The sequence below is a fragment of the Geodermatophilus sp. SYSU D00766 genome (assembly GCF_054049915.1).
This window is the reverse complement of the sequence record NZ_JBJGYI010000003.1, coordinates 250,202-269,659: the sequence shown is the minus strand read 5'-3', so window position 1 is coordinate 269,659 and position 19,458 is coordinate 250,202. Positions and strand designations below refer to the sequence as shown.

The 19,458-nt window shown below is 75.6% G+C and carries 24 protein-coding genes and 4 tRNA genes; 14 read left to right on the top strand and 14 right to left on the bottom strand.

Annotated elements, in window-relative coordinates; translation table 11 throughout:
* The first annotated feature begins 111 nt into the window (after positions 1–111).
* On the top strand, positions 112–1,098 hold the full coding sequence (locus tag ACI8AD_RS04940) for a phosphotriesterase family protein (RefSeq protein WP_456869413.1): 987 nt from the start codon (positions 112–114) through the stop codon (positions 1,096–1,098).
* Positions 1,098–2,606: a class I adenylate-forming enzyme family protein gene (locus ACI8AD_RS04935; protein ID WP_456869412.1), complete on the top strand. Its 1,509-nt coding sequence runs from the start codon at positions 1,098–1,100 to the stop codon at positions 2,604–2,606. The genes ACI8AD_RS04940 and ACI8AD_RS04935 overlap by 1 nt, the downstream gene beginning before the upstream one ends.
* A 66-nt stretch (positions 2,607–2,672) precedes the next feature.
* Here ACI8AD_RS04935 and ACI8AD_RS04930 read toward each other — a convergent pair whose 3' ends face one another.
* Positions 2,673–2,873: a hypothetical protein gene (locus tag ACI8AD_RS04930; RefSeq protein ID WP_456869411.1), complete on the bottom strand. Its 201-nt coding sequence runs from the start codon at positions 2,871–2,873 to the stop codon at positions 2,673–2,675.
* A gap of 195 nt (positions 2,874–3,068) precedes the next feature.
* On the opposite strand from ACI8AD_RS04930, the gene ACI8AD_RS04925 reads away from it, so the two are divergent.
* From ACI8AD_RS04925 to ACI8AD_RS04915, 3 genes are all read left to right on the top strand, one after another.
* The gene (locus tag ACI8AD_RS04925; protein WP_456869410.1) at positions 3,069–3,758 is read left to right on the top strand and encodes a phosphodiesterase; all 690 of its coding nucleotides are present in this window, start codon (positions 3,069–3,071) and stop codon (positions 3,756–3,758) included.
* A gap of 29 nt (positions 3,759–3,787) precedes the next feature.
* The gene (locus tag ACI8AD_RS04920; RefSeq protein ID WP_456869409.1) at positions 3,788–4,903 is read left to right on the top strand and encodes a glycosyltransferase; all 1,116 of its coding nucleotides are present in this window, start codon (positions 3,788–3,790) and stop codon (positions 4,901–4,903) included.
* Positions 4,904–5,078: 175 nt separating this feature from the next.
* Positions 5,079–5,573 (top strand): hypothetical protein, encoded by a 495-nt coding sequence (locus ACI8AD_RS04915; RefSeq protein ID WP_456869408.1) that lies wholly within the window; start codon positions 5,079–5,081, stop codon positions 5,571–5,573.
* Positions 5,574–5,634: 61 nt separating this feature from the next.
* On the opposite strand, the gene ACI8AD_RS04910 is transcribed toward ACI8AD_RS04915, so the two are convergent.
* From ACI8AD_RS04910 to ACI8AD_RS04895, 4 genes are all read right to left on the bottom strand, one after another.
* Positions 5,635–6,090 carry a GNAT family N-acetyltransferase gene (locus tag ACI8AD_RS04910; RefSeq protein WP_456869407.1) on the bottom strand — a complete coding sequence of 152 codons (456 nt, stop codon included), beginning with the start codon at positions 6,088–6,090 and terminating at the stop codon, positions 5,635–5,637.
* 26 nt (positions 6,091–6,116) lie between these two features.
* Positions 6,117–6,190: transfer RNA gene (locus tag ACI8AD_RS04905), tRNA-Phe, on the bottom strand.
* A gap of 23 nt (positions 6,191–6,213) precedes the next feature.
* Positions 6,214–6,287, bottom strand: a tRNA-Asp gene (locus ACI8AD_RS04900).
* 15 nt (positions 6,288–6,302) lie between these two features.
* Positions 6,303–6,375: transfer RNA gene (locus ACI8AD_RS04895), tRNA-Glu, on the bottom strand.
* A 131-nt stretch (positions 6,376–6,506) separates the two neighbouring features.
* Here ACI8AD_RS04895 and ACI8AD_RS04890 point away from each other — a divergent pair.
* Positions 6,507–7,154 (top strand): AMIN-like domain-containing (lipo)protein, encoded by a 648-nt coding sequence (locus ACI8AD_RS04890; RefSeq protein WP_456869406.1) that lies wholly within the window; start codon positions 6,507–6,509, stop codon positions 7,152–7,154.
* Here ACI8AD_RS04890 and ACI8AD_RS04885 read toward each other — a convergent pair.
* From ACI8AD_RS04885 to ACI8AD_RS04870, 4 genes are all read right to left on the bottom strand, one after another.
* Positions 7,151–7,480, bottom strand: coding sequence for a hypothetical protein (locus ACI8AD_RS04885; protein WP_456869405.1), 330 nt, complete (start codon positions 7,478–7,480; stop codon positions 7,151–7,153). The two genes, ACI8AD_RS04890 and ACI8AD_RS04885, sit on opposite strands and share 4 nt — an antisense overlap.
* 24 nt (positions 7,481–7,504) lie before the next feature.
* Complete coding sequence (locus tag ACI8AD_RS04880; protein WP_456869404.1) at positions 7,505–8,974, bottom strand: metallophosphoesterase family protein; 1,470 nt, start codon at positions 8,972–8,974, stop codon at positions 7,505–7,507.
* Positions 8,975–9,147: 173 nt separating this feature from the next.
* Positions 9,148–9,750, bottom strand: coding sequence for an NAD(P)H:quinone oxidoreductase (wrbA, locus tag ACI8AD_RS04875; protein ID WP_456869403.1), 603 nt, complete (start codon positions 9,748–9,750; stop codon positions 9,148–9,150).
* 111 nt (positions 9,751–9,861) lie between these two features.
* Positions 9,862–10,320 (bottom strand): GtrA family protein, encoded by a 459-nt coding sequence (locus tag ACI8AD_RS04870; protein ID WP_456869402.1) that lies wholly within the window; start codon positions 10,318–10,320, stop codon positions 9,862–9,864.
* A 200-nt stretch (positions 10,321–10,520) separates the two neighbouring features.
* Here ACI8AD_RS04870 and ACI8AD_RS04865 point away from each other — a divergent pair, with 200 nt between their 5' ends.
* The 3 genes from ACI8AD_RS04865 to ACI8AD_RS04855 all read left to right on the top strand — a co-directional run bounded on the left by ACI8AD_RS04865 (position 10,521) and on the right by ACI8AD_RS04855 (position 12,742).
* A complete protein-coding gene (locus ACI8AD_RS04865; protein WP_456869401.1) occupies positions 10,521–11,402 on the top strand; it encodes a Rieske 2Fe-2S domain-containing protein in 882 nt (293 codons plus the stop codon).
* Positions 11,403–11,430: 28 nt separating this feature from the next.
* Positions 11,431–12,309 carry a hypothetical protein gene (locus tag ACI8AD_RS04860; protein ID WP_456869400.1) on the top strand — a complete coding sequence of 293 codons (879 nt, stop codon included), beginning with the start codon at positions 11,431–11,433 and terminating at the stop codon, positions 12,307–12,309.
* 360 nt (positions 12,310–12,669) lie between these two features.
* Positions 12,670–12,742 (top strand) — tRNA-Lys (locus ACI8AD_RS04855).
* A gap of 54 nt (positions 12,743–12,796) precedes the next feature.
* On the opposite strand, the gene ACI8AD_RS04850 is transcribed toward ACI8AD_RS04855, so the two are convergent.
* The 3 genes from ACI8AD_RS04850 to ACI8AD_RS04840 are packed head-to-tail and all read right to left on the bottom strand — an operon-like array spanning position 12,797 to position 14,881.
* Positions 12,797–13,813, bottom strand: coding sequence for an ABC transporter substrate-binding protein (locus tag ACI8AD_RS04850; protein WP_456869399.1), 1,017 nt, complete (start codon positions 13,811–13,813; stop codon positions 12,797–12,799).
* Positions 13,814–13,840: 27 nt separating this feature from the next.
* On the bottom strand, positions 13,841–14,338 hold the full coding sequence (locus ACI8AD_RS04845; RefSeq protein ID WP_456869398.1) for a hypothetical protein: 498 nt from the start codon (positions 14,336–14,338) through the stop codon (positions 13,841–13,843).
* 9 nt (positions 14,339–14,347) lie between these two features.
* Positions 14,348–14,881 (bottom strand): N-acetyltransferase family protein, encoded by a 534-nt coding sequence (locus ACI8AD_RS04840; RefSeq protein WP_456869397.1) that lies wholly within the window; start codon positions 14,879–14,881, stop codon positions 14,348–14,350.
* A gap of 82 nt (positions 14,882–14,963) precedes the next feature.
* Between ACI8AD_RS04840 and ACI8AD_RS04835 the strand changes: the two genes are divergently transcribed.
* From ACI8AD_RS04835 to ACI8AD_RS04815, 5 genes are read left to right on the top strand one after another with little or no spacing between them, the layout of a single operon-like run.
* A complete protein-coding gene (locus ACI8AD_RS04835) occupies positions 14,964–15,458 on the top strand; it encodes a DUF2975 domain-containing protein (RefSeq protein WP_456869396.1) in 495 nt (164 codons plus the stop codon).
* On the top strand, positions 15,458–15,703 hold the full coding sequence (locus ACI8AD_RS04830; RefSeq protein WP_456869395.1) for a helix-turn-helix domain-containing protein: 246 nt from the start codon (positions 15,458–15,460) through the stop codon (positions 15,701–15,703). Before ACI8AD_RS04835 ends, ACI8AD_RS04830 begins: the two co-directional genes overlap by 1 nt.
* Positions 15,700–16,629: an ABC transporter ATP-binding protein gene (locus ACI8AD_RS04825; RefSeq protein ID WP_456869394.1), complete on the top strand. Its 930-nt coding sequence runs from the start codon at positions 15,700–15,702 to the stop codon at positions 16,627–16,629. Before ACI8AD_RS04830 ends, ACI8AD_RS04825 begins: the two co-directional genes overlap by 4 nt.
* Positions 16,630–16,658: 29 nt before the next feature.
* Positions 16,659–17,420, top strand: a complete 762-nt coding sequence (locus tag ACI8AD_RS04820; RefSeq protein ID WP_456869393.1) for a hypothetical protein — start codon at positions 16,659–16,661, stop codon at positions 17,418–17,420.
* Positions 17,417–18,553, top strand: coding sequence for an FAD-dependent oxidoreductase (locus ACI8AD_RS04815; protein ID WP_456869392.1), 1,137 nt, complete (start codon positions 17,417–17,419; stop codon positions 18,551–18,553). The genes ACI8AD_RS04820 and ACI8AD_RS04815 overlap by 4 nt, the downstream gene beginning before the upstream one ends.
* A 3-nt stretch (positions 18,554–18,556) precedes the next feature.
* On the opposite strand, the gene ACI8AD_RS04810 is transcribed toward ACI8AD_RS04815, so the two are convergent.
* Positions 18,557–19,057 (bottom strand): VOC family protein, encoded by a 501-nt coding sequence (locus ACI8AD_RS04810; RefSeq protein WP_456869391.1) that lies wholly within the window; start codon positions 19,055–19,057, stop codon positions 18,557–18,559.
* Positions 19,054–19,410, bottom strand: a complete 357-nt coding sequence (locus tag ACI8AD_RS04805; protein ID WP_456869390.1) for a GNAT family N-acetyltransferase — start codon at positions 19,408–19,410, stop codon at positions 19,054–19,056. The genes ACI8AD_RS04810 and ACI8AD_RS04805 overlap by 4 nt, the downstream gene beginning before the upstream one ends.
* Positions 19,411–19,458: the final 48 nt, after the last annotated feature.

Genomic DNA, 19,458 nt, shown 5'->3' with positions numbered 1-19,458 from the left:
CGCGGAAGTGCACGGGAGGCGTCGGTGCCCTCGTGGCGCGGGTCACAGCCCGATAACGTCCCGGTGCCCGTCCGGCACCGACGCCGGGCGGCCCGACCGCGAGGAGTGCCCGTGCCGCAGGTCCAGACCGTCCGAGGTGCCGTCGAGACCGCCGAGCTGGGTCAGACGCTCATGCACGAGCACGTCTTCGTGCTCAACGCCGACGTCCAGCAGAACTACCCCGACGAGTGGGGCAGCGAGGACGACCGCGTCGCCGACGCCGTCTCGAAGCTGACGAAGCTCGCCGCGACCGGCGTCCGGACCATCGTCGACCCCACCGTCATCGGGCTCGGCCGGTACATCCCGCGGATCCAGCGCATCGCCGAGCAGGTCGACCTCAACATCGTCGTCGCCACCGGCTGCTACACCTACGACGACGTCCCGTTCTTCTTCCACTACCGCGGCCCTGCCCTCAACCCGATGCTGGGCACCGAGGTGCCCGACCCGATGGTCGACCTGTTCGTCGGCGACATCGAGAACGGGATCGCCGGCACCGGCGTGCGAGCCGGCCTGCTGAAGTGCGCCATCGACCACCAGGGCATGACGCCCGGCGTCGAGCGGGTGATGCGCGCCGTCGCCGAGGCCCACCGCGCCACCGGCACCCCGATCACCGTGCACACCCACCCGGGCAGCCGGCAGGGGCTCGCCGCCCGGGACGTGCTCACCGACGAGGGCGTGGACCCGCAGCGGGTGGTGCTCGGCCACAGCGGCGACACCACCGACGCCGACCACCTCACCGAGCTCGCCGAGGCCGGCTTCGTCCTCGGCATGGACCGGTTCGGCATCAACCTGGACACGACGTTCGAGGCGCGCGCCGACATCGTCGTCGAGATGTGCCGCCGCGGCTTCGCCGGCCAGATGGTGCTCTCGCAGGACGCCTCCTGCTACATCGACTGGCTGGCGCCGGGCCTGATGGACCTGCTGCCCCAGTGGCACTACACGCACATCCACGAGGACGTGCTGCCCTACCTGCGCGAGCACGGGGTGACCGAGGAGCAGATCACCACGATGCTCGTCGACGTCCCGCGCCGGTACTTCGAGAACGTCGAGCCCTACTGATGCCCGCCGCGCCCTTCGACGACAGCGGCGTCGAGCGCGACGCCGCGGGTGTACGGCACTACACCGGCCTGCCCGAGTCGGTCGTGGCGATGCTGCGCGCCTCGGTCGAGCGCGACCCCGACGGCGAGGCCGTCGTCGAGCTCGACGGGCCGCGGCTGACCTTCCGGCAGCTGTGGGACGGCGCCGCGCGGGTCGCCGGCGGGCTGCGCGGGGCCGGCGTCGGCCGCGGGGACCGGGTGGCGATCCGGTTGGGCAACGGCGCGGACTGGGTGCTGGGCTTCCTCGGCACGCTGCTGGCCGGCGGCGTGGCGGTGCCGGTGAACACCCGCTTCACCGAGGAGGAGGCGCGCTACGTCGTCGAGGACAGCGGCGCCCGCGTCGTCCTGGCGCCCGGCACCCCGCTGCCCGACGGCGCGCCGCACGCCGAGGAGGGGCTGGGGCTCGCGGACCTCGCCGCGATCTTCTACACCTCGGGGACCACCGGCTTCCCCAAGGGCGCCATGACCAGCCACGAGAACTTCCTGACCAACACCGAGAACGCCCGCCGGGTGGTGGGGCTGGCCGGGCACGACCCGTCGCTGCGGAACCTGATCAGCGTGCCGCTGTTCCACGTCACCGGCTGCAACAGCCAGCTGCTGGTGGCGCTGGAGGGCGGCGCGGCGGCGGTGGTCATGCCGGCCTTCGACGTCGGGCGGTTCCTGCGGGCGGTCCCCGAGGAGCGGATCGCCGTGCTCACCTCGGTGCCGGCGGTGTACTGGCTGGCGATCAGCTCGGCCGGCTTCGCCGACGTCGACGTCAGCGGTGTCCGGTACACCACCTACGGTGGTGCGCCGATCGCCCCCGACCTGGTGCAGCGGATCCAGCGGGCGTTCCCCGCCGCGCGGGTCGGGAACGGCTTCGGCCTGACGGAGACCTCGTCGATCTCCACCTTCCTGCCGCACGAGTACGCCGACGCGCACGCCGACTCGGTCGGGTTCCCGGCCCCGGTGGTCGACCTGCGGCTGGCCCACCTCGACCCGGAGACCGGCGTCGGGGAGCTGCTCATCCGCGGCGCCAACGTCGTGCAGGGCTACTGGGGGAAGCCCGAGGCGACGGCCGAGGCGTTCGCGGACGGCTGGCTGCACTCCGGCGACCTCGCCCGCATCGACGACGAGGGCCTCACCTACGTCGTCGACCGCGCCAAGGACATGATCAACCGGGGCGGGGAGAACGTGTACTGCGTGGAGGTCGAGAACGCCCTCGCCGCCGCGCCGGGCGTGTTCGAGGTGGCGGTGGTCGGCGTCCCCGACCCGGTGATGGGGGAGAAGGTGGGCGCCGTCGTGGTGCCGCTGCCGGGCACCGAGCTCGACGTCGGTGCGGTTCTCGCGCACGCGCGGGCGCACCTGGCCGACTTCAAGGTGCCGCAGTTCGTGTCCGTCCGTGCTGCGGTGCTGCCGCGCAACCCTGGCGGCAAGGTGCTCAAGCCGGTGCTGCGCCGGGAGGCCGCGTGGGAGCCGGTGCCGCGCTGAGCGGGCGCACCGCCGCGTCCCGGCGGCGCGCTGGCCGCAGCCGCCGGGACGGCGGGTCTGGGACGGTCAGCGGACCGTGGGGATCTCCGAGGTGGTCGTGCTGGTCAGCGGGGACCACGCGTCGGGGTGGGGCCGGCCGGCGTCGGCGACCCAGCCGGCGGGCCGGCCGGTGCGGGTCGTGGGCCGGGCGCTCAGGTTCACGATCAGGGCGAGCAGCGCGAGGAGGCCGAGGAAGACCCCGCCGATGACCAGGAGCGTCGTGAGCACGCACTGACGGTAAGCAGCGGACCGGTCCGGACCACAGGGCAAGGAACGACGGACATCCCACCGGACACCGGCAGGTCCTGCCCACCGCCGGCGCGCCCGCGGGGTGTCGGGTCGTGCACGTCCGCGGAAGTGCACGAGGTCGCGCCGTGACGGGCCGGGCAGTTCCGCGGAAGTGCACGGGGGTAGGGAGGGCGCGTGGAGGACCTGGCGCGACTGGCCGGCCGGATCGCCGCGGTACCGCTGCGGACCCTGGCCCGGCGGCGCGCCGGCAAGCCGATGCACCCCCGCGGCGCCGTGCTCGACGCCGTCGTCGAGCGCACCGGCGCGGTGCCGGACTGGGGTGTGCCGTGGCTGACCGGTCCCGCTCGCGAGCCCGCCGTCGTCCGGCTCTCGCGGGGAGCGGGACTGCCGGTCCCGTGGCCGGACCTGCTGGGGCTGGCCGTCCGCCTGCCCGCCGGCGACCGGCCGGTGGACCTGCTGCTGTCCAGCGCCGGCCGGGGCCGGTGGACCCGGTACCTCCCCGTCCCGCGGCTCGACGCCGCGGCCGCCTACTCCTCGATGATGGGGTACCGGTCCGCCGCCGGGACGCTGCGCCTGGCCGCCGTCCCCGAGCGGCCGGCGCGTGTCCCCTCCGACCCCGGGCCGGTCCTCCGGCGGGCGCCCGGGACGGCGTTCCGGCTGCTCGTGGCCCGCGGATCGGGGGAGTGGGCGCCCTTCGCCCGTCTCGTGCTCGGCTCCCCGGTGGGGGAGCCGGACCCCGACCTGCGCTTCGACGCCGTCCGCAACCCGCCGCCGGGCCTGCTCGCGGACGGGCCGATGGCCCGCTTCCGGGCGCCGGCCTACGCCGCCGCCCGGGAGGGGCGGAGCGCCCACCCCGACGAGTGACGCGCACCACCGAGTGAGGTCGCACACGGTTGTGCGGCACCATCCTCGGGTATCCGGAACGCCGGAGTTCATCGAGGAGCGCCGCCCTGCTGTCGCAGTGCTCGGCCGCAGGAGGTGTGCACGTCCGCGTGGTCCACGTCCTGCCCTCGTCCGCGACCCGGGCCCGGGTGCGCCTGGCGACGGTCCCGCACGCCGACGCCTACGTCGACGCCGTGCTGCCGGACAACGCGGCGCGGGTCGGCCCCGACCACGACCCGAGCCCCTGGCTGGACCCGGCCTACCTGACCGCGTGGGCCCACCGCGTCGACGTCGTCCACGCGCACACCGGCTACGGCCACCTGCCCGAGGACGAGGTGGTGTGCTGGACCGAGGCGCTGCGCCGCACCGGCGTGCCGCTGGTCGTCACCGTGCACCAGCTGCGCGACCCGGCGCACCCCTCGCGGCACCGCCACGAGGCCCACCTGGCCGCGCTGCTGGCTACCGCCGAGGTCGTCTTCACCCTGACCCCCGGGGCCGCCGACGAGATCGCCGAGCGCTTCGGGCGGACGGCGATCGTCGTCGCGCACCCCTCGCTGGCGGCGCCCGACCCGCACACCGGCGCCGAGCGGGGCCTGGTCGGGCTCGCGCCGGCCCCCGCGGGGACGCCGGTGCCCGACGCCGCCGGGCTGGTGCGCGCGGCGCTGTCGGGCGCGGTGTCCGGCGGGGGCCGGCTGCGGGTGTTCCTCGACCCGGGGCAGGAGCTGCCCGGCGGTGCGGAGCTCGCCGGCGCCGACGGGTTGGAGGTGGTCACCCGCGACCCGGCCCGCTGGGCGCAGCAGCTGCAGGAGCTGCACGTCGCCGTCCTGCCCGAGCACTGCGGCACCCACTCGCGCGACCTGGAGGTCTGCCGCGACGTCGGCACCCGGGTGGTCGCGCCGAGCTGCGGGTGGTTCGCCGACCAGTGGTCCGACGTGGTGGTCTACGGCACCGACGAGGACGCCGGCTTCGACCCGGTGTCGCTGGGTGCCGCGGTCGGGGCGGCGCTCACCCGGCCGATGCCGCGGCCGGCCGACCGGGCCTGGCGGGCCGACCAGCTCGCCGCGGTCCGCGCGGTGCACGCGCAGGTGTACGAGCAGGTCCTGGCCGACCGGGCGGTCGGCGTCTAGGTCATCCCGGACCGTTGCGGCTGTCGTCTCCTGGTGCAGCGCACTGCTCCTGGTGCCCCTCGTACAGGGGCAGCAGCGTGTCGGCCGGATCATCCCGCCTGAGATGTCCCGGCGGGTCAGGATGCCGACCGGTCGCCGTCGGCGCCCGTGGTCGTGTGGCGATCGGAGCCGTGGCATGAGTTCTGCGAAGCCCTGGGAGCGGTCGGACGTGATCGCTGTGGCCAGTGCGGTCCTCTCGCTCCTCGCCATATGTGTCACGGTGGCACCGGTGATCTACCGGGAGGTCACCGAGCCGACCGTCGAGATCACCGCGCCCGTCGACGAGCAGAGGGTCACCGGGGAGCTCAAGGTCATCGAGGGAGATTCGGAGGACCTCGGCGACGACCGCGACGTCTGGCTCGTGGTGAGGCCCGTGGCGACGACGCGCTACTGGCCGACGCAGATCCTGACCATCCAGGACGACGGCTCGTGGTCGGCGGTGTCGGACTACGTCGACCTCGCCGAGATAGGTGAGTACAAGCTGCTCGTCTACTACGCGGACAGTGAGGCATCCGCCTTCCTCCAGGCCTACGTCGACGAGAACGTGGACGTGGCGGAACCGCCGGGGATCCCCAGCATGCCCTCTGGCGCGGAGTTGCTGCACTCCGTCACGGTGAGTCGGACGAGCTGACCCGGTCGCTCCCTCGACCTCGCCGGGCAGCATCCGGACGCGTCCGCCCCGAGGGCGTGCGTCACCCGCCGTGCACGGCGTCGACCACCCACAGGCCCGGCAGCACCTCCCGCTCGCCGGTCTCGCGGAAGCCCGCCTGCGCGTAGAGGCGGCGGGCCGGGACGTTGTCGCGGCCGGTCGAGACGGTGACCCGGCGCCCCGCCGCGTCGGCGAGGGCGGCGGCCACCAGCGCGCGGCCGGTGCCGCGCCGGGCCACGGCGGGGTCGACGACGAGCCGGTCGACGTCGACGCCGTGGTCGGTGCACCGCCGGCCCAGGGCGCCGAGGACCGTCGCGCCGTCGCGGGCGACCAGCCAGCACAGGCCGGCGGCGGTCAGGCCGGCCAGGTCCTCGTGCAGGGCGGGGATGCGGTCGTCGCCGATGAGCCGCGCCTCGACGGCGTAGGCGGCGTGCTGGACCTCGAGGAGGCGGGCGGCGAGGACCGGATCGCGGGCCGGGTCACGGGGCTCGACGACCACCGGGCACCGTCCGCGGGGAGAACGTGTGGGCAGGGGCGGGGTCGAACCGCCGACCTCTCGCTTTTCAGGCGAGCGCTCGTACCGACTGAGCTACCTGCCCCTCCCGGTGTCTCCACCGGAGAGCGACCCTGACGGGACTCGAACCCGCGACCTCCGCCGTGACAGGGCGGCGCGCTAACCAACTGCGCTACAGGGCCTTGCTGTGTGGTGCGTGCCCCCAACGGGGTTCGAACCCGTGCTACCGCCTTGAAAGGGCGGCGTCCTGGACCGCTAGACGATGGGGGCTCGTGTTCGCCGGGGGCAGGAAGAACGATACACGGCCCCCGTGGGGGGTCCGGACCCACCCCCGACGGCGGTGCGTCGGGTCCTGCGCGCCGCTCCCCGGACCGTGACCGGCCGGCTGTCACGATCCCCGCGTGACCCGCCGTGCCCCGCTGCCCCTCTGCGCCGCCCTGACCGCGTGCCTGCTCGTCACCGGGTGCGGCGGCGAGCCGGAGCCGGCGGCGGCGTCGTCCACGGCGACGTCCACGGCGACCTCCTCCGCGGCGGGGGACGGCGGCGAGGACGCTGCGGAGCCCACCGCGCCGGAGGACGGGGACGGCGGCACCGCCGTCCCCCCGTTCTCCGCCGACACCTCGCCCGACACCGCCGAGGCCTCCGCGGACGCCCGGGTGACCGTCACCGACGTCCGCACCGGCCGGCACGAGGGCTTCGACCGGGTGGTGCTCGAGGTCGGCGGCGCCGGGACGCCGGGCTGGGACGTCCGCTACGTCGACGCCGCGGCCTCGCAGGGCAGCGGCGAGCCGGTGGAGGTGGCCGGTGCGGCGGTCCTGCGGGTGACCGTCACCGGCGCCGGCTACCCGTTCGACACCGGCGTCGAGGAGTTCGCCGGCCCCGACCCGCTGCCGGGTCAGGGCACCGCCAACGTCACCGAGGTCGTCTTCGACGCCACCTTCGAGGGCACCACGGTCGCCTTCGTCGGCACCCGCGCGCAGGCGCCGTTCCGGGTGTACCTGCTGCAGGACCCGGTGCGGGTGGTGGTCGAGGTCGCCGACCCGGACTAGTTGAGGCTGGCGCGCAGCTCGACCCCGCCGTCGGTCACGCTGGTGCACTCCAGCTCCAGCGGGCCGGCGGTGACGCTCTCGCCCTCGCCGCAGGAGACGCTCGCGCCGCCCACGCTGATCGTGGCCCGGCCGTCCTGGACGCCGCCCAGCGTCACCGTCTGGCCGAGGATCTCCACCTCGCTGCCCTCACCGTCCAGCGTGACGGTGCAGGAGGAGCCGGAGCAGGAGAAGCCGTTCGAGGTGAACGAGCAGCCGGCGAGGGGGACCACCGCGAGCGCGCCGGCGAGGAGGCCGGTGGCCAGGCGGGTGCGTGAGGTGGGGGACATGGCGGCGAGCGTAGGACGGGCGGGTCAGCCGGTCGGGGAGGCCGGGGCCCCGTCGCCGGCGCCGTCGGTCGCCTCGGTCTCCGGCACGACGGTGCGCTCGATGGTCACCTCGGTCTCGCCCAGCCCGCCGAGGGTGATGTCGTCGTAGGCGACCAGCGCGCCGGTGTCGGGGTCGAGGTAGAGGACGCTGCAGGTCAGCGGCTCGGGGTACTCGCCCTGCAGCGCGCGCAGGCCGGCGCCGCCGGTCGAGCCCTGCACCATGAGCAGCGTGCCCTCGTCGAGGGTCTCGACCTCGCGCTCGTGGGTGTGCCCGGCCAGCACCAGCGGGACGACGCCGTCGAGCGGGGTGGCCTGCCCGGGGTCGTGCACCATCGCGATCGCCGGCGGGTCGGGCAGTTCCTCGGCCAGCTCCGCGAGGTCCTCCCCGGTCTGCTCCAGCGACGGGGTGTCGCCGGTGGCGGTCTGGTCCGGGGTGAAGCGCGGGTCGCGCGCCCCGACGACGGTCAGCCCGGCCACCGTCGTCGCGGAGTCGTCGAGGACGGTGGCGTTCGGCTGCCCGGCGACCAGTCCGGCGGTGAGGACCGAGTCGTGGTTGCCGCGGATGAAGACGTAGGGCACGCCGAGCTGCCCGATGGAGGAGATGAGCTGGTTCTCCGGCTCGCTGCCCCAGTCGGTGATGTCGCCGGTGTCGAGCACGCCGTCGACGTCGAACTGGTCGACGACCTGGCGCACGAGGTCGAAGCCGGCGGGGTTGAGGTGCAGGTCGGAGACGTGCAGCAGCGCGACGGTGTCGTCGTCGCGGGTGGGCGTGGGCAGGGTGGAGATCGTCGCGTACAGCGTGCTGACGTTGCTGACGAGGTCCTCGAGGGAGGCCCGGTAGGCGTCGAAGCGGGCGACGATGTCGCGAGCGTCGCCGATGAGGCTGGTCGCGTTGACCAGCAGCCCGGTGTACGTGGGGGTGGACAGCGCCTCCGGCCGCCACGTGACCGCCCCGAGCCCGGCGGTGCCGGCCAGCAGGGCCACCGACAGCCCGGCCGCCAGCAGCGGCTCCCTGCGGCGCCGCAGGACGAGCAGCGAGGTGAGCGCGGCGCCCCCGACGGCGGCGGCCGCCGAGACCCAGGCCAGCCGGACGACGGCGTCCTGGAGGTCGGCGCTGACCCGGTCGACCAGGCCGTCGAGGCGGGCGGGGTCGGCGACCAGGGCCCGCACCCGCGCCTCGTCGACCCGGGTCAGCTGGACGTCGAGACCGAAGGGCCCGTCGAAGGCGTCGACGTCGAGCGCGCCCAGCGGCGGGATCTCGACGGTGGCCCCGCCGCCGGTCGGGGTGAGCGCGAACGTGGCGTCGAACGGGCCCAGCGGCCCCTCGACCCGGCCGAGGAGCAGCACCCCGAGCAGGGCGCCGGCGAGGGCGAGCGCCAGCCGGACCCCCCAGCGGACGGCGGTCCGCCGGCGACGCGGCCAGCGCCCCGGGTCGGGCGACGTCGGCTCGGTCATCCCGCCGAGGCTAGCCACGTCGGACGCCCGTCGTGCCCACCCGGACGGGGTGCCGCCGGCGTCCTCCCGCACCGCAGCGCGTCCTCCCTCACCGCAGCGCGTCCTCCCTCGCGGTGCACGGTGAGGGAGGACGCCCCACGATCAGGTCACCTGATCCCGGCGGGACCCGCCGCTCAGGCGACGAGCTTCGCCGTCACCTCGGCCAGCCGGCGGCCCTGGTAGCGCGCCGCGGCCCGCTCGGCGTCGGTCACCGTCGCGGACTTCCCGCCGGAGGCGTTGGACACGCCGTACGGGTTGCCGCCGGCCTCGAACAGCACCGGGTCGGTGTAGCCCGGCGGGACGATGACGGCGCCGAAGTGCGAGAAGACGTTGAACAGCGTGAGGATCGTCGTCTCGTTGCCGCCGTGGACGTTCTGCGCGCTGGTGAACGCGGTCGCGCCCTTGTCGGCGAGCTTGCCGGTGAACCACAGTCCGCCGAGCGTGTCGATGAACTGCTTCATCTGGGAGGCCGGCGTCCCGAAGCGGGTGGGCGTGCCGAGGGCGTACCCGTCGGCCCACTCCAGGTCGGCGGGGGTGGCCTCCTGCACCTCGCCGGCGGTCGCGTCGACGTGCGCGCGCCACAGCGGGTTGGAGTCGATGGCCTCCTCGGGCGCCAGCTCGGGGACCCGGCGGAGCCGGACCTCCGCACCGGCCTCCCGGGCTCCGTCGGCCAGCGCGGAGGCGAGCTGGTGCACGTTGCCGGTGGAGGAGTAGTAGACGACGGCGATCCTGGCCACGGGTTTCCCCCTGTCTGCGTATCCGGACGGTCCGGTATTGATGGTTGCGTGTTCAACCATCAGGACCGAGTCTGCCCCGACCCACCCGCATGTCAAACACGCAGGCGGGGATCAGGCGGGGCGGGGGCGGAACACCCAGCGCAGGGCGATGAAGCGCAGGGTGCCGATGGTGGCCGTGACCAGGCCGATGACCAGGATCTCGGTGAGGACGGCGGGGTCGTCGACCACCGCGTTGAACCAGCTCAGCGCCAGGCTGGTGGCGACCAGGCCGAGCGCGGCCAGCGCACCGCCCTCCCACTGGGCGGTCCAGAAGCCGACGTACTGGCCGGCGTGGAAGCTGATCCGCCGGTGCATCTCGTTGGCCAGCATCGACGACAGCACCGAGCCGACGACGTTGGCGGGGACGTCGCCCAGGCCGTTGAGCAGCCAGTACACGAGCGCGTAGACGGCGCTGGAGACGCCGCCGACGAAGACGAACCGCGAGAACTGGCCGACCACCCGGTCGGAGCGCACCAGCGCGCCCAGCTCGCCGACCGCCTCCGGACGGTGCAGCGATGACGGGCAGGTCACGGGCGCTCCTCGTCCGGGCGGTGTGTGGTCTGGTGCGGTCAGGGTGAAGGGTGCCCCTGACAGTTACCTGAGGGCCAGCGGTATACGCGCCGACACTCCCCCCGAGGCGTGTCGATCACGTCACGCCGGCCGCGTCCATCCTGGTCCCGGGCGCGTCCCGCCCGGCATCACGGCGGCGCGCCGGGGGTAGGGAGCCGCGCATGAGCCTGATGGGTTTCCTCGACCGCCTCGCCGACGTGAGCACCTTCGACCGGGTCATCGAGCCGGCCCGCTCGGCCGTGCAGGCGGTGCTGAAGCCGGGAGCGCTCAAGGACGTCCTCCACGGCACCTGGCTGGGCCACCCGCTGCACCCGGTGCTCGTGCAGGTGCCGGTGGGCAGCTGGGCCTCCGCCGGGCTGCTCGACGCCATCCCGCCGCTGCGGCCGGCCGCCACGGTGCTCATCGGCACCGGCGTCGCGGTGTCGGTGCCCGCTGCGCTGTCGGGCGCGGCGGACTGGTCGGAGCAGGAGATCGGCGTCCGGCGGCTGGGCGCGGTGCACGCGGCGGCCAACACCGTCGCGCTCGGGCTCTACGTGGGCTCGCTGGTCGCCCGGGCCAGGGGCCGGGGCACGCTGGGCCGGGTGCTGTCCTACACCGGCCTCGGCGTCGCCAGCGGCTCGGCGGCCATCGGCGGGCACATGTCCTACGCGCAGTCCTCGGGCGCCTCGCACGCGGCGACCGCCGCCCGGGCGCTCACCTCCGACTGGATCGACCTCGGCCCGCTCGACGACCTGCCCGAGGGCCGGCCGGCGCTGCGCACCGGCAACGGCAGCGGCGTGTCCGTCCCGCTCGCCGCCGTCCGCCGGGGAGGGCGCGTCGACGTCTTCGTCGGGGCCTGCTCGCACCTGTCCGGGCCGCTGTACGAGGGCAGCGTCGAGGAGGTGCGCGGGCACGCCTGCCTGGTCTGCCCCTGGCACGACTCCGCCTTCGACCTGGACAACGGCGAGCCCCGCCGCGGGCCGGCGGCCAACCCGCAGGAGAAGCTCGAGGTGCGGATGGACGCCGGGCACGTGCTGGCGCGGCTGCCCTCGCGCCACCAGTGAGGCCCGTCGTCCGCCTACCCTGCGCGGCATGAGGCGGACGGCGACCGCGCTGGTCGTGCTGCTGTGTGCCGCGTGCGGCGGTGCCCCGGCGGCGTCGTCGACCGCTCCGTCGTCATCGCCGTCGTCGGCTCCGTCGTCGGCTCCGTCGTCGGCCGTGCTGTCCTCGGGTCCGGCGGTGCCGCCGGTGACCGGCATCGAGGCGGTCGCCGTACAGCTGCGCACCGACGTGGCGATCGGCGGCCAGGTGCAGGTGCGGGTGACCGACACCGGCAGCGAGCCGTTCACGGTCACCTCCGTCGCGATCGACTCGCCCGGGTTCGCGCCGCTGCCCGACCGGGCCGTGACCGCGGCGTTCACGCCCGGGCGCACCGTCGACCTGCCCGCCCCCTTCGGGGAGGCGGTGTGCGACACCGCCGCCGAGCCCGCGGCCGCCCGGTTGACCGTCGTCCGTCCCGACGGCCGCACCGAGGTGCTGCGCGTGCCGCTGGCCGCCGCGGACCTCACCCGCATCCACGCCGACGCGTGCGCCGCGCGCGCGGTGCTCGCCGTCGCCGGCGTCACCGTGACCGGCCTGACCCTCGAGGGCGACACCGTCACCGGGACGCTGGCGATGGACCGCGGGGGCGACGACGACCGCGCGGTGACCCTCACCCGCCTCGAGGGCAACGTGCTCTACGACGTCGAGGCCGACCTGCCGGTGACGCTGGGCGAGGGGGAGGCGAGCCGCGAGGTCGGGCTGACGTTCACGACGGCGCGCTGCGACCCCCACGCGCTGGCCGAGACCAAGCAGCCGTACCTGTTCGTGCTCGGCGTGCAGGTCGACGGCGAGGACGAGGTGACCGTGGACCTGCCGCTGGACCAGGCGCAGCGCGACACGCTGTTCGCGCTGACGGAGGCCGCCTGCTGACCGGCCCCCACATGGGACCGGTCCGGCCGGCCCGGGGGGAACGGGGCGGCCGGACCGGGGTCTGGCGTGCGGTCTCGCCGTCCGGCGCCGCACTGGTGGTGACCGTAGGTAGTCGGCGACGGGGGCGGCGATCCCCCGGAGGAGTGCACCTCCCCGTCCGGGTGGCGACCACGGCGACGGAGGGTTCCGATCCGGCCCGCGGGGGCACCCCGGCCGGGTGTTCTTCTTCTTCTCGAACCGGCTGGGCTGTCTCGGGTCCCTGCTCGTCTCCGCGGTGCTGACGATCGTCGTCCTGCTGGTCCTCGACGTGCTGTGACCCGTCAGTGACCGCCGCCCCGGTCTGGGAGACTTGACGGCGCCGGGCCTCTAGCTCAACTGGCAGAGCAGCGGACTTTTAATCCGCGGGTTGTGGGTTCGATCCCCACGGGGCCCACCGTGAGCGCGTGGTGCTCTGCGGCGCGGACCGAGCGGGCCGTGCCGATCCCGCTCAGCCGAGCGCCGGGACCTCGGTGGACGGGTCGCCGTCGGCGGCAGCGGCCAGGGCCGGCACGACCTCGTCGAGCAGGTAGGGCAGCGACAGCGGGCTGCCGAAGCCGAGGGCGGCGGACACGTCGCCGGAGTAGCCGCCGAGCAGCACCGTGCGGTCCTCGGTCACCACGTCGAGGGCGGACAGCAGCGTGTCGGCGTCGGCGTCGTCCCGGTCGTAGCCGTTCACCGCCAGCACGTCGGCCTCCAGCAGGTCCAGCCGCTCCTGGCTGACGTCGGTGCTGGTGTCGGGGACGGTGAAGCCCAGGTCGGTGAAGAACTGGGTGCGCAGGTCGTCCCCGCCGAGCAGGTAGTGGCCCGACCCGACGCCGGTCAGGTCCACGGCGGCCGAGCTGCCGGCGAAGTCGGGGTTGTCCTCGACCGCCTGCCGGAACCGGCCCTCGACGTCGTCGACGAGCTGCTGCGCCTCGTCCTCCCGGCCGAGCGCCCGGCCGGTGAGCAGGGTCTGCTCCTGCCACGGGGTGGCGCCGTCGGCGTACTCGTCGGTCTGCGCGAGCGTCGGCGCGATCCCGGACAGCTGCTCGTAGACCGCCTGGTCCATGAAGGAGTACACGCCCACGATCAGGTCGGGCTCCAGGGCGGCGACCGCCTCGAGGTCGATCTCGTCGCTGCCCACGGTCGGGATGTCCTCCGCCGGGAGGAGGTCCTGCGCCCAGGGGCGGGCAGTGGCGTCGTAGTCGCCGAGGAGCTCGCGCTCGCCGACCGGGGTCACGCCCAGGGCGAGCACGAAGTCCTGGTCGTTGAAGCCGACGGTGACCACGCGCTGCGGCTCCGCGGGGATCTCGGTGGTGCCGAACCGGTGCTCGATGGTCAGCGGGAAGGCGCCCGACGAGGACGACGGGCCGGCGGCGGACGCGGTGTCGTCCTCCGAACCGCCGCAGGCGGTCAGCCCCCCGGACAGGACCAGGACGGCGAGGGGGACGGCGAGGCGGGCGGGACGCGGCAGGCTCGTGAACACCCGGTGAGGTTAGCCTGCCCTAATCGCTCAGTACGCGGTGCACTCCTCGTCGGCCCTCGCCGGGTCGCCGTGGCGCACCAGACCGGTGCCGTCGGCCCCCTGCACGTCGACGTACGGGTCGGTCACGCCCTGCCCCTCGAGCCAGCCGACCGCCCCCTCGCACACGGCGATCGCCTGCTGCGCCTCCGGGCTCCCGGGGTCGGTGATGACCGTCCGGATCTCGACCCGGTCGGGCTGGGTCCGCTCGGCGGAGACGACGGCCGCACCCCACACCGCGCCCCCGGCGGCGGTCCGCAGCTCCTCGGTGACGTCGCCGACCTGCGCGCCGGGCGGGGCCTCGCCCCCGGACGGCGTCGGCGCGACGGACGGGCTGCTGTCCGCCGACGACTCCGCGGACGGGTCGGCGTCGTCCTGGTCGGTGCCGGCCGCGAGGGCCACGACGACCGCGAGGGCGGCGAGGAGAGCGGCCGCGACCAGCGCCCACCGCACCCACGGTCTGCGCACCTGCGGCGGGGTCCCGTCCACGGCGGGACCCTAGTGCGCCCTCGGTCCGCCCGGAACCGGATCGGTCGCGGGCCGCCGTCCGCTCCCGTCCAGGTCGAGCACGAGCTCGCGGAACGGGCGGTCGCCGGGGCCGGGGGAGTCGCGAACCGCGCGGAACCCGGCCGAACGGCACAGCGCGAGCGACCGCTCGTTGAAGGTCGCGACGGCGGCGCGCACCGCCGTCGTCGCCCCGAGGTCGCGGGCCAGGCGCACCACCTGCCCGACCAGGTGGGTGCCGAGCCCTCGGATCGTGACGGCCGGGTGGACGCCCATGCCGACGTCGACGGTCCCGGGCGCCGGCTCCTGGCCGCGCACCCGCGCCTCGGGCCCGACCACCGCGAAGGCGAGCACCCGGCCGTCCCCGTCGACGGCGGGGTGGTGGCCGGAGCCGTCGGCGGCCCGGGCCAGGAACAGCCCGGCGGAGCGGGGGCCGGAGTCGTAGAGGTCGAAGGGCGGCGGGTGGGCCCAGTCCGCGACCCCGGCCGCCTCGGCCTCGGTGAACGGCCGGCGCAGGAGGGTGAGCACGACGGCACGGTAGGCCGTCCGGGGACGCGACACACCCACGCGAGCTATTGACTGTCGATAGATCCTCCCCGAGAGTCGATGCATGTCGATCGTGCACCGGGTGGTGCTGCCCCTCCGGGTCCTGCTCGTGGTGGTGTTCGGAGCCCTGCTGGCCGCCCAGGTGTGGGCGGTGCCGCGGATGGTCCCGGACCTGGCCGACCCGTCGCTGGAGCAGTCGCTCGTGCAGTCGGCGATGACCGCCGCGGCGGTGCTCGCGCTGCTGTGCGTGCAGGCCGTCGTCGTGTGCACCTGGCAGCTGCTGACGCTGGTCACCCGGGACCGCATCTTCAGCGAGGCCGCCCTGCCGTGGGTCAACGGGATCGTGTGGGCGGTGGTCGCCGGCTGGGGAGGGCTCCTGGGGACCTTCGTCGGCACGTACTACTTCATCGTCGACGGGGTCAGCGACGATGCGGCGCTGTTCGCGATCCTGCTGGTGCTGCTGCTCGTGGGCGCCGTGGTGGGGCTGCTCATGGTGGTGATGCGCGCCCTGCTGCGGCAGGCGACCACGCTGCGGACCGACATGGAAGCGGTCATCTGATGCCCATCGTCGTCCGCATCGACGTCGAGCTGGCCCGCCGCAAGATGAGCGTGGGGGAGTTCGCCGAGCGCGTCGGGCTCACCCCGGCCAACGTCGCCGTGCTCAAGAACGGCCGCGCCAAGGCGGTCCGCTTCAGCACCCTCGAGGCCATGTGCCGGGTGCTCGGCTGCCAGCCCGGCGACCTGCTCGAGTGGGTCCCCGACGAGCAGGACGCCGCGCAGTCCCCGCAGGAGGCGCACCGGTGATCACCGTCCGCGGTCTCACGAAGCGCTACGGCCGGGTCCTCGCCGTCGACGACCTGAGCTTCGACGTCGAGCCGGGGAAGGTCACCGGCTTCCTCGGGCCCAATGGCGCCGGCAAGTCCACGACGATGCGGGCCGTCCTCGGGCTGGACCGGCCGACGGCGGGGACGGCGCTGGTCGGCGGGCGGCCGTACGCCACGCTCGGCGAGCCGCTGCGCGAGGTCGGCGCGCTGCTCGACCCCGGCGCGGTGCACCCCGGGCGCACCGGACGCGCCCACCTGCGCGTGGCCGCCCGGAGCAACGGCATCCCCCTGCGCCGCGTCGACGAGGTGGTCGAGCAGGCCGGGCTGGGCGCCGCGGCGCGCCGCCGGATCGGCGGCTACTCCCTCGGCATGCGCCAGCGCCTCGGCATCGCCGCCGCGCTGCTCGGCGACCCCGGCGTGCTGCTGTTCGACGAGCCGGTCAACGGCCTCGACCTCGACGGCGTCCGCTGGATCCGCGGGCTGCTGCGCCGCCTGGCCGACGAGGGCCGCACCGTGCTGGTCTCCAGCCACCTGCTCGGCGAGGTGGAGCAGACCGCCGACCGGCTGGTGGTCGTCGGCCGCGGCCGCCTCGTCGCCGACACGACGACGGCGGAGCTCCTGCGCGGGCTGGGGAGCCGCCGGGTCCGGGTGCGCTGCGCCCGGCCGGACCTCCTCCTGGCCGGGCTCGCCGCACGCGGGGCGGCCGTCGAGCGCGTCGACGCGCACGAGCTGCGGGTCGAGGGCCTCGGGGCCGAGGACGTCGGCGAGGTCGCCGCGGCCGCCGGTGCCCCGCTGCACCACCTGTCCGAGGTGCGGCAGTCGCTGGAGGAGGCCTACCTGGCGCTGACCGCCGGGAGCGTGGAGTACGCCGGGAGCGACCCGGTGCCGGCCGGAGCGGCCCGGTGACGGCGGTCCCGGCCCGGGGAGCCGGTCCCGTGTCCACCCCGCGCGTCCTGGGGCGCACCTGCGCCGCCGAGTGGACCCGCCTGTGGACGGTGCGCACGAGCTGGTGGTTCCTGCTGGCCGCCACCGTGGTCCTGCTCGGCGTCGGTGCCCTGGTCGGCACCGAGGTGGCGGGGGAGCCCGCCGGCGCCTCGCAGGAGCCCGCCTGGCGGGTGGCCTCGGCCGCGGTGGTGCCCGCGCAGTTCGCCCTGCTCGGGCTGGCCCTCACCGCCGTGACCGCCGACCACGGCACCGGCGGGATCGTGCCGACCCTGCAGTGGACGCCGCGGCGCGGCGTGCTGTCCACCGCGCGGGCGGCCGTGGCGGTGCTGTCGGCGACCGCCCTCGGCGTCGTCCTCGCCGCCGCCTCCGCGGGCACGGCCGCCCTCGCCTCCGGGGGCCGGCTCGACCTGCCCGCCGCCGACGGCGTCCGGGTGCTGGGCACCGTGGCGCTCGTCGTGGCGGCCGGGGCGGCGCTCGCGGTCGGGCTGGGCGCGCTGCTGCGCAGCACCGCCGGGGCGCTCGTCGGCGTGTTCCTCCTCGTGCTGGTGCTCCCGCTGCTGCTGGGCAACGCCGGCTGGGCCTGGGCGACGGCGGTGGCCGAGGCGCTGCCCGGCACCGGCGCCGTCTCCCTGCTGCTGGGCGAGGACGGGCAGGGGACCACCCGGCAGGCCGCGGTCACCGTGCTGCTGGCCTGGGCCGGCGGCGCGCTCCTGCTGGGCTGGCTGCGCACGGTCCGGGACGACGTCCGGTGAACGCCGACGTCCTGGTGGTCGGCGCCGGGCTGGCCGGGCTGCACACCGCCACCCGGCTCGCCCGGCGCGGGCACGACGTGCTGCTGGTCGACCGGCGGACCCGGCTGGCCGGCGCCGTCCGCACCACGGGCATCTTCGTCCGCAAGACGCTCGACGACTTCCCGCTGCCCGCCCAGCACCTCGGCCCGCCGATCCGGCGCGTGGTGCTCCACCCGCCGGGGCTCGACCGCCCGGTGGTCCTCGACAGCGACCGCGACGAGTTCCGGGTCGGCGACATGGGCGCGCTGTACGAGGCCGCCGCCCGCGACGCCGCCGACGCGGGCGTGCGCACCGCCCTCGGCACCCGGTACGCCGGCCGGCACGACGGCGCGGCCCTCCTCACCGGCCCCGGCGGCCCCGTCCGGGTGCGCGCCCGCTTCCTCGTCGGCGCCGACGGGGCCCGCTCCCGGGTGGCCGCCGACCTCGGCCTCGACCGCAACACCCACCTGCTCGTCGGCGCCGAGGAGGTCTTCCCGCTCGCCGGCGGCGGGGGCCCGCCGGCCTTCCACTGCGTCCTCGACCCGCCGCTCGCGCCCGGCTACCTGGCCTGGGTGGTCGACGACGGCCGGCACGCCCACGTGGGCGTCGCCGGGTACGCCGACCGCTTCCCCGACGGCCTGCGCCGGGCCCTCGACCGCTTCCGCGCGGTGGCGCCGCGGGTGGCGCCCGGGCTGGCCCTCGCCGACGACGTCGAGCGGCGCGGGGGCCCGATCCCCGTCGGCGGGCTGCTGCGCCGGATCTCCTGCGCCGACGGGCTGCTGGTCGGGGACGCCGCGGGCGCGGTCTCCCCCCTCACCGCCGGCGGCCTCGACCCCTGCCTGCGGCTGTCGGACCACGCCGTCGACGTCCTCGACGACGCGCTGCGCACCGGGCGGCCCGACGCGCTGGCGCACTACGACGGCGCCGCCCTGCGCGCCCGTTTCCGGGGCAGGCTCGCGCTGCGCCGCGGGCTGGCCCGGGTGCGCACGCCCGCGACGGCGACGGCGGCGTTCACCCTGCTGCGCACGCCGCCGGGGCGCGCCGCGGCCCGCCTCGTGCTCTTCGGCGACCGGTCCTTCCCGACCGTCCCCGCGCCCTCCCCGGTCGCCGTGTGAGGGTCAGAGCACCGTCGAGCCGTACATCTCGCCGAGCGGGTCGGAGATGAGCTCGATGCGGGCGCCGTCGGGGTCGCGGAAGTAGACCGAGACGCCGCTGTGCACCTCGTGCGGCACGCCGGCGTCGGTGAGCCGCTGAACCAGCTCCTGCCAGCGCTCGGGTTCGACGCTGATCGCCATGTGGTGCAGCCCGCCGAGCACCTCGGCGTAGGGGCCCACGTCCAGGCCGGGGAAGTCGAAGAACGCGACGAGGTTGCCGTTGCCGATGTCGAAGAAGAAGTGCGAGGAGCCGGGGTAGTCGCGGTTCTCGATCAGCTCGGTGAGGGGGAAGCCGAGGACGTCCTGGTAGAAGCGGATCGTCCGCTCCACGTCGCTGCTGATCAGCGCCGTGTGGTGCAGGCCGCGCGCGGTGGAGGCCGGGCGCTGCCCGGCGGGCCGCAGGTGCGCGTCGCGGATGCGGGCGCGCTCGGCCTCCAGCGCCGTCAGGTCGCGGGTCTGGGTCATCGGGGCGTCCCCTCGGGGTCGGCGGTCGGCTGGTCGGCGGGCAGCCCGAACTGCGCCCGGCGGCGGGCCGGGACCAGGTCGAGGTAGTCGGGGTGGCGCCTGACGTAGGCGCGGATGAACGGGCAGAACGGGAGCACCTGCGCTCCCGAGGCGCGGACGGCGTCGAGGGCACCCCGGGCCAGCACCGACCCGAGCCCCCGTCCCTCGAACGCCGGCTCGACCACGGTGTGGGTGAACGACACCGCCGACGGCGTCCGCCGGTACTCGGCGTACCCGGCGACCTCGCCGTCCACGAGCACCTCGAAGCGGGAGGCCTCGGGGTGGTCGACGACCCGCGGTTGGCTGTCGGTCACGGCGGTCCTCCGATCGGGCGTCGTCGGCCCGCATCCTCGCGCAGATCG